1 protein-coding gene is annotated in these 13029 nt (G+C 43.2%); it reads left to right on the top strand.

Translation table 11 applies throughout. The features are described from left to right. The first annotated feature begins 264 nt into the window (after positions 1-264). Complete coding sequence (locus tag T7867_RS11725; RefSeq protein WP_322299323.1) at positions 265-12963, top strand: Calx-beta domain-containing protein; 12699 nt, start codon at positions 265-267, stop codon at positions 12961-12963. Positions 12964-13029: the final 66 nt, after the last annotated feature.

Below are 13029 nucleotides of genomic sequence, written 5' to 3' on the forward strand. Positions count from 1 at the left end.
GCTATCCGAGAGTCCTGAGCTTTTTATAAATCACACTAATGTCATGGTTTTTTTACTTAAACTAAGCAGGTATAAATACTTGTTTTAGAGGGTGCTATTTTCTCGAACAAAAAAACTACTATATATTTATTGCTAATTGAAATATAAAACTAAGCGTATCGTTGCGCTGCCTGTTCTTATGAATTACAGGTTTTAGTTTGTAAAAATAATGCTCATTCACCACCAAAACATATGATTGATTTTAATAGACTCAACAAGAGCTTCATGAAAACCATTGGGTCAGCCTTGATTCCAAAGGTCATGATGGCAAAATCATTTTCTTTAGCGGTAAATGGCTCAGGCCGTTGTTTGTCCAAATTGAGCAACCTTAGCATTGGCGCTATTGGTTTTGTGGATAGCTATTTAAAGATACTCTTTACAGGGCATAGAAGTGCCGCTAGGCTTATTGGTTTGCTTACTTTTGTCTTGGTTGTTCAAACGTTGCCATTTTTGCAAGTTAATGCTCAGACCATAGGCTCGACTATCACCTTTGAGGCAGGCTCTGCTCGGTTACTTACTGGGGCTTCCACAAATCCTAGTGCAACAAACATTGATGGTCATAGTCTAGGGGTTTCTGCTGTAACATCAGGTAATATTGTCAATATAACGGTGAATAATACGGTCTCAGGCATTTCAGGTGGTTCTGACCTTGCAGTAATTATGACAGCCACTGGAACTAACGTTACTTCCTTTTCATATAAGTCGGATAACGCTGCGAATAATTTTTCTCTTACAAGCTTTGCTTTTGCAGTGGCTACAGGAACAACCCAGAATATAACCGTTCAAGGGTATGATAATGGTAGTGCCGTTTCAGGTGCAATTACTAAGACCATATCTTCTGCGGGAACTACCAACTTTACGGTTACTTCAGGGGATATTTCGGCTTCATCAGGGTGGGGTAATATTGATGAGATTAGAATGACGATGAACACACCTGCACCTGCAAATTTTGCAATAGATGATGTTTTGCTTGCTGCAGCTGTAGCCTCCAACAATGCCCCAACAGACATAGCGCTGACTTCAACCTCTATCAACCAAAGTGCAACTGGCGTAAATGTAACAGTAGGCACGCTCTCTACTACTGACGCAGATGGTGGTGATACCCATACCTATTCTTTGGTTTCTGGTTCAGGAAGTACTGATAATGCGAGTTTCAATATAAGTGGTACTACTTTAAGAACAGGCAGTGCCCTAGCCGCAGGCACATACGATATAAGAATAAATACGAACGATGGTACTGATGATTATGCAGAGGAATTTACCATTACCGTGGTAGATAATGTGGCACCAGACCCTCCAAGTACTCCAGATATGACTACTGCCACAGATTCGGGTAACGAAGAGCATACCGCAGGGTCTACTTCAGATAACCTGACCAAGGATACCACACCAACCTTTGAAGGTACAGCGGAAGCCGGCTCTACTGTAAAAATAATATCGAATGTCGATGGAGAAGTAGGTAGCGGTATTGCTACGGGTGGAAGTTATTCAATAACTACGAGCGCTTTGACTGCTGGTGCTCATACCATTACGGCAACTGCAACAGATGGATCCGCAAACACCAGTTCTGCTAGCTCTGCCTTAAGTATTACTATCGATACTACTTCACCTACAGTGAGTATTTCTACCACTTCCAGTAATCCAACCAATGATAATCCCATTCCCGTAACTATCACCTTCAATTCTGAGGCGGATAATATGACGGAGAACGACATTACCGTGGTGAATGGCACAACTAGTAATTTTGTTTCTCCGGACAGTACTAGTTTTTACGTGGATGTTACGCCTTCGGGTAATGGAGCCGTACAAGTATCCCTTGGTGCAGGCACGGCTTTTGATCGAGCAGGGAATGCCAATACTGTTTCGAATACATTAAGCGTAACTTATGATGGAACTGCTCCAGCGTTCAGTTCGGTAAGTCCAAGCTCAAGTAGTTCAGTGAGTAATGCGAATGTTGGTTACACCTTATCTGAAGCTATTGCTTCAGGTACAGTTACCTTTACCAGAACTGGAGGTTCAGCCGATGGCAGTTCTCCACATGTGGTAAACCTTACGGGTAGTGAGTTGAATGCAGGAGTAAGGGCTTCGGCAGCTTTGACCAATGCGCCATCTTTGGTCTCTGGAACGATTTACACAATCAGTTTCAATGGACAAGATGCTGCTGGGAATTCAGCAACGACTGTGGATGTTACCAATGTCACTTTCGATACCACGGCTCCAACCTTGGTTTCAAGCAATCCTGCAGACGGTGCGACAGACGTAGGGGCTGCCGATAATCTGGTACTCGACTTTAGTGAAAATATCGCAGCGGGTACTGGTAATATTACTATTCGAGATGTTACTGGTTCGACTAACTTTGAAGTCTTTGATATTGCAACAGCAACAGCTACAAGTAACCCAGCCAATGGTGCTCTTGGTATTTCAAATGACAAATTATACATCAATCCAACGAATAGTTTTACTGAAACAAATGCTTATTCTGTTAGAATAGATGCCAGCGCTATAGATGACGCTAGCGGAAATAGTTTTGTTGGGATTACAAATGATACTGATTACAATTTTAGCGTAGCTGATGTTACCGCTCCAACGATACAAAGCAGTAGTCCTGCAGATGGAGCTAGCAACGTTACACTCAGCCAGAATCTCACCATTACATTTGACGATAATATGGCTGTAGGCACTGGTAACATTACAATAGTTGAAACTGGTGTAGGTAATTTTGAGCAGTTGGATGTTACCAATGGTACATTGGTTAGTGTGTCTGGCGCCACGGTTACGTTAAACCCTGCAGGTACTCTAAAAAAAGGAACAAACTATCACATAGAAATTGATGCCGCTGCTCTGGATGATGATGCTGGAAACGATTTTGCAGGTATTTCTAATACTACTACACTTAATTTTAGTACTGTAGATGTAGTAATCAATGAAATAGTTACTGATCCTCAGCAAGATTGGAGTACTTCAGTTTTCGCTTCGGCTCCAGGCGGTGCTCCTGGTTCAGACGATGAGTGGGTAGAGCTTTACATAAAAACTGCGGCTATTGATTTTACTGGCTGGACAATTGAACTTATCGATGGTTCCGATGTCATAGGGGATTTGACTGATAATGGAGCTTTTGATGTTTCCAACTATATCTCATCAGGAGCTGGAACATTTAATAGTTCTGAGGTTGGTGATTATTTAGTGCTAGGAAATCCAGATGGTTCTGGACTACTTAATAACGATGTTCAAATAGTTCTCAAAGATCCAGGGGGGGCTGTTGTAGATCAAGTAAAGTTAGGCGCGGGAGCTGGTGAGGCACCTACTGGTAACGCTTCCAGTGTTTCTGATGAATCTGTTCAAAGAATTCCTAACGGTACAGATACTGATGCTGACGATGCAGACTTTGTACGAGCAGCCGCAAGTATTGGGGCAGTCAATGATGCGTCCGGGCCTCAAATAACAAGCTTAGGCTTAAACAATAGCAATGCCTTTGTAGAGATTTTCGCCAGTGAAGGGCTTTACAGCACGAATGGAGGCAGTGGAGCACTGGAGGTTTCAGATATAGATATATCCATTTCTGGTGGAACTGCTCATACGCCTGTTGTTACGAGTCTAAAACAATTGAATGGAACTTCTGACCTAGTAGGTGGAGAGAGCATGATTAGAGTGAATTTCACGACTACTGGGGTAGCTGACGGAGGAGAAACGATAACTATCAACTTTGCTGATGGAAGTTCAGTATTTGATGCAGCAGGAAATGCCGCAGCAGCAACACAAAGCAATAATACAAGAATACTGAATGATTTGGTGGACCCATACATAACTGGTGTAAGCTTAGCCTCTGACAATTCGTACATAGATGTAACCTTCAATGAAGGAGTTTATGAAGACAACTGCGGAGGCGGTGGTCTAACACCGGCCGATTTTGACCTGAAAATCACAGGAGGTACAGCCACCTTGAATGCCATCTCTAGTGTTAAACAGAACGACAATACTGTAGAGGCTTCTGCTACTGCATTATCAGGTGGTGAAACAACAATCAGAATCTTCTTCTCTTTAACGGGCACACCTGATGGAGGAGAAACCATTGAGGTAGATATTCAAGCAAGTGAGGTTTTTGATATTAATGAACGTACCGCGGTAGCGGATCAAACTACCAACAATACAGCTACTCTGAATGATGAGACTGCACCAACAGTTACAAGTGTGAGTTCAACAACAGCCAATGGTAGCTATAAGGCAAGCGATGTAATTGAAGTAACGGTAACCTTCAGTGAAAACGTTACAGTAACGGGTACTCCTCAGTTGGAACTGGAGACCGGTACCACAGATAGAACAATCAACTATACATCAGGAAGCGGGACTTCTACATTGACCTTCAATTACACAGTTCAGTCAGGCGATGTAAGTGCTGACTTAGACTATACAGGTACTACAGCCTTGAGTTTGAATGGAGGTACTATTAAAGATGGGGCAAACAATGATGCCACGTTAACACTGGCCACACCGGGCGCAGCCAACTCTTTAGGAGCGAATAAAGCCTTGGTAGTAGACACTGAATTGCCAACAGTTACAAGTGTGAGTTCAACAAATTCTGATGGAACCTACAAATTGGGTGATGTCATCGCTATAACGGTTACTTTCGATGAAGCCGTTACGGTAACCGGTACACCACAGCTCACTTTGGAGACAGGCGATACGGATCAAACTATAAACTATACCTCTGGGTCACCAGGAACTACACTTACCTTCAATTACACGGTTCAGTCGGGCGATGAATCTTCTGCATTGGAATATGTAGGTACCAGTTCGTTAACTGCCGGTACAAGCATTCAAGATGCAGCAGGAAATAATGCTGTTCTAACTTTACCAACCATTGGAGGGGGGAATTCCTTGTCGGGCAATGCTGCTCTCGTAGTTGATGGGGTGGTTCCAACCGTTACCAGTGTAAGCTCAAGTACTGCAGATGGTACATACAAGCAAGGAGACGTTATCGCAATCACAGTGACTTTCAGTGAAAAAGTTTTTGTTTTTGTAGCCAATCCTCAACTAGAACTAGAAACGGGTTCGACAGACAGAACGGTTGATTATACAAGTGGAAGTAACTCAAACACGCTGACATTTAATTACACCGTACAAGCCGGTGATGAGAATAACGATCTAGAGTACACCAGTATTAACGCACTGAGTTTAAACGGTGCTACGGTCATCGATGGTGCTCAGAATAATGCTTCTCTAACACTACCAACTATTGGGGGAGGGAGCTCATTATCAGACAATAAAGCCTTAGAAATTGATGGTGTCGCTCCTACAGTTCTTGAGGTAACTAGTAATGCAGATAATGGTACTTACAAAATAGGCGATGAAATAAACGTCTATGTTCAATATTCTGAAGAGGTATTGGTAACAGGAACTCCGCAGTTAACTATGGAGACAGGAACTACAGACAGAACCATCGATTATGTTGATAGAAGCGTATCGACCTTGCGTTTTGTGTATACTGTTCAGGCTGGTGATGAAAGTGCCGACCTTGATGTTACTAGTTCTACAGCGCTATCATTAAACGGAGGGACTATTAAGGACAATGCAGGTAATAATGCTAGCCTTACCGTTCAACAGGGAGGGACTGGTGGCTCGCTTAGTCAGAATAAGGATATCGTTATTGACGGCATTGCAGCTACTGTAAGTAGTGTGTCGAGTACTAAGACTAATGGGTCATATAAAGTAGGTGATGAAATTCCAGTAACCGTCACGTTTAGTGAGTCTGTTACCGTTTCAGGAGTTCCTCAGCTTACCCTAGAAACTGGAGATACAGATAGAGTGGTTGACTACACTACTGGGTCGGGATCAACTACTTTGACTTTTAATTATACAATTCAATCAGGAGATACTAATTCAGACTTAGACTATGTTGCAACCAATGCGCTAGGGTTGAACGGTGGGACTATTAAGGACGCAGCTGGAAACGATGCAGTGCTTACACTACCAACACCTGGGGCAGCGAATTCTTTAGGCAGCAACAAGGCATTAGTAATTGATGGAAATGCACCTACGATTACATCAATTGCCAGGTTTGGCCCAACCACAAGTCCAACAAATAATGATGCGCTAATTTGGGATGTTACCTTCTCTGAAGCAGTAAGTGGTGTTGGTACTGCAGACTTTGCGGTTACTGGCACAACAGGAACGCCAACTTCGGTTATCAATCCAAGTGGTAATATTTATAGAGTGACTGTGTCTGGAGGAGACTTGGCATCACTTAATGGAACTGTGACCTTAAGCTTTTCTGGTAGTCAAGATATCACAGATGTTGCGGGAAATTCGTTAATCAACGTTATCCCAACAGGAACCAATAATAATTCCTTTGTGGTAGACAATACAGCAGCAACAATTACATCAATTACAGCACCTTCCGATGGCTCTTACAACTCAGGAAAAAACCTAACGTTTACTGTTGCCTTTAGTGATGCAGTGAATTATGACGATGGAAGCTCATGCGAACCTCCCTATTTGGTGATCGATGTTGGAGGGACAACCAAAGCAGCTACCTATGCATCAGGAAATGGCACCAATACATGGACGTTTACCTATTCTGTAGGAGTTACTGACAGCGATAGCGATGGTATTGTAATTAGCTCTTTCGATGTAGGAGACGTAGGTGTTGAAGATGAAGCAGGCAATGCTTTGAACACTACTTTACCAACGCTACCAAATACATCAGCTATTCTAGTAGACAATGCAGCCCCAACAATCAGCACATTAAGTCCAGCAGACAATGCCACAGGTGTGAGTTTGAATGGAGACTTTACCCTTACATTTAATGAGGCTGTAGTAGCCAATACAGGTAATGTTACTGTACATAGAGTGAGTGATGATGGTGTAGTAAGAACCTTTGATGTGACCAATAATACTGTTGTATCCATTTCTGGTAACGTAGTTACATTTGATAACACTTCAGACCTTGCACTTATAACAGAGCATTATATTTTGGTTGATAATGGAGCCTTTGAGGATGTTGCCGGTAATGCCTTTGGGGGAATAATGAGCACCTCAGCATGGAGCTTTACTACCACGGATCAAACAGAAATATCAATTAATGATCCTTCTGTTGCAGAAGGAGAGTCTGGTAGCACAAGCCTTACTTTTACGGTTTCTTTATCTCAACCAGCACCAGCGGGAGGAGCAACTGTAGCTTATGCTACCTCTGATGGTACAGCTAGCTCAGCTTCAGACTATACAGCTGCTTCAGGAACAGTAAGCTTTGCAGTGGGAGAGTCTAGCAAGACAATTACCGTTAGTGTAGCTGGAGATGCTATTGTTGAAGATGATGAAACAATAACCGTAACGCTAACTAGTCCTACTGGTACCAATATGGTGATTGGTGACGGTACAGGTACAGGAACTATCACCAATGATGACCAAGCAACTGTAACTATTGCAGACGTTACTGTTGACGAAGAAGATGGAACGGCTACTGTAAGCTTAGTACTAGATAAAGCGGTAGATGGAGGCCTTACTGTAGACTTAAGTACTGCCGATGGAACAGCCACTACTGCAGATAGCGATTACACTGCCTTGGTTTCTAGTCCAGTAACTTTCACTGGTACAGTTGGTGAGTCAAAGAATGTAAACATTACCATTGGCTCAGACTCTAAACTTGAAGCAAACGAAACCTTCACAGTTGCCATGAGTAACCTTACTCCTGCAACGGTGGCTTCTGGAGATATCGATGTTACTGATGGCGCAACCGTAACCATTAATAATGATGATACAGCCACAGTGACCATCGCAGATGAAAGTGGTAATGAAGATGATGGCGCAATAACATTAACAGCTACGTTGGATAACCCTGTGCAAGGAGGGTTTACCGTAGAGGTGATAACGGTAGATGGTACAGCAACTGTCGCAAATAGTGATTACACCGCCTTAGTAGGGCAGTCGCTAACTTTTGCAGGAACAGCAGGGGAGACTGAAACTTTCACAGTTACACCTAGTCTAGACGCCATAGTAGAGGCCAATGAAACATTTAAGGTTTCTATGACCAACTTAAGTGCTACAACTTTGGCTGTAGGGGTAAGTGATGAGGCAACAGTAACAATCACAAATGACGATGCTTCAACTTTTGCCATAGATGATGTGACCAAAAACGAAAATGCAGACGGTGGTGCTACAACTACTTATACATTTACAGCTACGCTTACTGGCAGCATAGATCAAGCTATTTCAGTGGACTATGCGACAAGCGATGGAACAGCAAGTGCAAGCGATTACACCGCAGCAAATGGAACATTGAACTTTACAGGAACAGACGGTGAAACGCAAACCTTTAATGTAACCGTAGCGAACGATGATATAGTGGAACTAGACGAGACGTTCACAGTAACCCTTAGCAATGTTCAAGCAGGAGGAAAGAACGTGACCATTTCGGATGCCACTGGCTTGGGTACTATCACGAATGACGATGCAGCAAGCATATCAATAGATGATGTGTCTAAAGCAGAAAATGCCGATGGCGGAGCGACAACAGACTTTGTATTTACAGTTACCTTGAATAAGGCGGTAGATACAGGTGTTAGCTTAAGCTATGCCACGAATGATGCTACAGCTACTACAGCAGATGGTGATTATACGAGTGCTTCAGGCCAGTTGAACTTTGCTGGAACAGCAGGTGAGATAGAAGAAATCACTGTAACAGTGGCCAACGATGGTCTAGCCGAATTTGATGAGGAATTTGGAATAACTCTTTCTAGCCTTCAAGCAAGCGGTAGAAATGTTGCTATTTCCGATAACGTAGGACTCGGAACAATTGAAAACGATGATGCCGCTGGCTTCACAATTACAGAAACCGCTGGCTCCACCGAAATTACTGAAGCAGGTGGAACTGATAGCTTTGACGTAGTACTCGATGCTGAACCTTTGAGCGATGTAGTGATTTCGATTACTAGTGGAGATACAGGAGAAGGAACAGTGAGTGCTTCTACATTAACCTTTACAACAGCTAACTGGAATACCGCACAGACAGTAACGGTAACTGGAGTAGATGACGATATTATCGATGGTACACAGAGCTTCAATATTACCTTGGCCGTAGAAGATGCTTCAAGTGATGATGTATATGATGCTGTGGCGGATCAAATAGTGAATGTAGATAATTCAGATGATGACGTTGCAGGCTTTACCATTTCGAAAATCACCGCAACAGTTTCAGAGACAGGAACCACCGATCAGTTTACTGTAGTGCTAGATGCAGAACCTGCTAGTGATGTAGTGATCAATGTATCTAGCAACGATACAGGTGAAGCCACAGTCGGGAGTTCTGCCTTGACATTCACTTCAATTAACTGGGATACGCCTCAGACTGTAGTGATTACAGGAACTGATGATGCCATAGAAGATGGACATGTAATGTCTACCATTACTCTATCTATAGATGTAGCGGCCAGTGATAGCGACTTTGGTGGCCTTGCAGATCAAACAGTAACGGTTACGACCAATGACGATGATGACTTAACCGCTCCATCAGGTTATTCGGTAACCTTAGGAGATGCCTTGGTTGGAGATGCAGAAGTGACTACAACAACTTTCACCTTTGCAGGAGCAGAGATCGGTACTACATACAACTATACAGTGAGCTCAGATAATGGCGGAACCAATGTTACAGGATCAGGAACTATTGTTACGGCAACAGATCAAGTCACGTTAGCAGACCTTTCAGGCTTGAATGATGGAACATTGACCTTATCAGTAACATTGACCGATGCCTCGACTAATACAGGTACGGCAGCAACAGACGATACGGTACTAGATACTACTGCACCAGTTGCGCCAATTGTTACTTCAGTAAGTGACGATACAGGTTCAAGTGCCAGTGATGGAATAACAAGTGACAATACACCATCTGTAAACGGAACAGCAGAAGCAAACTCCACTGTAGAAGTGTTTGTAGGAGGAACTAGTGTAGGAACAACCACCGCAGATGGTTCAGGAAACTGGACACTTGATTATACAGGTGCTAACCCACTAACGGATGGAACCATTGCAGTGACGGCTAATGCAACAGATGCCGCTGGCAATACTGGTGTTACTAGCACTGCTGTAAATGTCACCATTGATACTACAGCACCTGCTGCAGCAACCTTCTCAGGTATTACCAACGATACAGGGGCAAGCAGTTCAGATGCTATTATCAATGACATGAGCAGCGTAACCATCAGTGGTATGGCAGAAGCGAATGCTACATTCGACCTAACATTTAATGGTGTTACTTATTCTGGCCTTTCGGTAGATGGTAGCGGCAACTGGTCTTTGGATATTTCAAATGCACTAACCGAAGATGCAACCGAAACCGTGACTGTTACTGTGACGGATGCAGCAGGTAACACCGGTACAGCGGCTACTTATGATATCACACTGGATACCACAGGCCCAGATGCTCCAACAGTAGACCTTGATGCAGGTTCAGACCATGGGGTTAGCGATAGCGATGATCTGACCAACTTCACTACTGGAGATGCAATGACCTTCTCAGGAACTGCAGAGGCTAGCGCTTCAGTAGAAGTAGAGTTGACCTACAACGGAACTACCTTCACTGGTTTGCCAGCCACAACAGATGGCGCAGGTAACTGGTCAATTGATGTGGGTTCAACAGTAGGAGGAGTACTTGTAGATGGAACAGTGAATGACCTGACACTTCGTGCTATAGCAACCGATGTAGCAGGTAATGTAGGTACAGCAGGAGAGTTGACGATTGTGCTAGATCAGCAGATGAAGGCAACCTTATCGCCAGCTGACAATGCTATTGATATTCTACCGAATGCCAACCTTTTAATGGACTTCAATGAAGATGTTTACGTAGGCTCTGGAGATATTACTATAGCGCAGACTAGTGATAACACTGTACTAGAAACTATTGATGTAGCTAGTGACAAAGTGAGTATCGTAGATAATGTTGTTACCATTAATCCAGATAATGCACTATTACCACCAAGTACAGAATTCTATGTGATGGTTGATGCGGGTGCATTTACTGATGATGCTGGAAATAGCTACGCGGGTATTTCTAACAATACAAGTTGGACCTTCACAACCATTAATGCCTCGGTGATTACCGCTGTAGGATTATCTAACGATGGCATCTATGGAATCGGTGATGAGCTAGAAGTAGAGTTGACCTTCAGCCTGCCAGTGACAATTACAGGAGCACCAACTCTGGATATTACTATTGGTACAGAAACGGTTGCTGCAACTTTACAAGCGCCAGTTAGCGCTGGAACATCAGCAACCTTTGTATATACTATACAAGAAGGTGATCTAGATTCAGACGGTATTACACTGTCTAATAGCTTAACCTTAAATGGAGCCATCATTGTAGATGCATTCAATGTGAATGCAGTTCCAACACTCAATAATGTGCCAAGCTCAGCAGGAGTGATTGTAGATGGTGTTAAACCAACACCAACCATTACATCTTCAGCAGGTACATTGACCAATGCAGCCTTTACCGCAACTTTCACTTACGATGAGGCGGTAACTGGATTTGAATTGGGAGATATCACTGTAACCAATGGTACAGCAAGTAACTTTACTAATGTAACAGTAGGTACAGTTTGGAGTGCTACAATTACACCTACAGCCGATGGGGCCACTACTGTTACTCTTGGAGCCAACATTGCAGAAGACGTGGCAGGCAACAGCAGTAAGTCTGGCAATACAGTTAGTACTACTTTTGATGGAACAGCACCTACTGTCACCAGTATTACAAGAGCAGAGGCTGACCAGATACCTACTGGTACAACAAGCAGAGATTACACTGTGGTCTTTAGTGAAGATGTAACAGGAGTAGATGTGTCAGACTTTGAAACGGTGGTTACAGGAACCGCCACTGCCACTGTCAGTACAGTTACTGTAGTAGATGCTAAAACATATACAGTTACTGTGGGAAGTATCTCAGGAGAAGGTACTATTGGATTGAATGCCAAAGCAGGAACTAATATCACGGATGCGGCTACCAATACTCTGGCAGCAGGCTTTACAGGAGAGGTTTACACTACCAACTTTGTAGCTACTGACATTTCACTTTCTACAGCAAGCATTCAAGAAAACAATGCAGTAGGAGCAGAGATTGGAGTATTGAGCACAACAGATGCCGATGCTGGCGATAGCCATACTTACACCTTAGTATCAGGAACAGGAGATGCTGACAATGCAAGCTTTACCATAACTGGTAATAAGTTGCTAGCTGCAGAAGTCTTCGACTTTGAAACTAAGGATAGCTATAGTATCAGAGTAAGAACAGCCGATGAGTTTGGCGGTACTTATGAGAAGGCATTGACCATTGCTATTACCAATGAGGGAGAAGCCATTATCGTTGTAACTGGCGATGGTGTATTTGATCCAACGGTTCTAGGATTATCGACTACTAAGTCTTGGACCATCGAGAATAGAGGAGACGCTGCAACTGAGGTAAGAGTAATTAACTCTACTCAAGGTTTCAGTATTAACCCTGGATCTGTTCAGCTTAACCCTGGTGATACAAAGAATATTACCGCGGTGTTCAGGCCAACAGAAGCAAAAGTGTATAATGGAGTTGTAGTGTTCAATTATGATATCACAGACAACATTCAAGACAATGTATTGGAAATTGGATTGAGTGGAGAAGGTGTGATAGTCACGGGTGTGGATAACGGACAGATTAGCGAAGAGCAGATCAATGTGTTCCCGAACCCTGCGAGCAACTATGTAACTATAGACTTGAGCGAGCTCAACGGCATGCCGTTGAACATCCAGATGATTAATCCAACTGGTGTGAGTAAGCTGGAGAAAGAAGGCTATGACAAGCCAGAGTTGACTATCGATGTAACCAACTTTGAAAGTGGTCTGTACATCATCCAGTTCAGCAATGAGAGATCTCTTGTGAGAAAGAAAGTACTCATTAGAAAATAGTAATTGAAGTAATAAAATATGCCTAACCTACGTCCTCCCAACCTTTGGGAGGGCTGGGAGAGGTCA

Source organism: Roseivirga spongicola, assembly GCF_034376045.1.
In the GTDB taxonomy this organism is placed as follows: domain Bacteria; phylum Bacteroidota; class Bacteroidia; order Cytophagales; family Cyclobacteriaceae; genus Roseivirga; species Roseivirga spongicola.

Coding starts and splice junctions, on each gene's coding strand:
- T7867_RS11725 (WP_322299323.1), top strand. CDS start 265: ATGAAAACCATTGGGTCAGCCTTGATTCCAAAGGTCATGATGGCAAAA.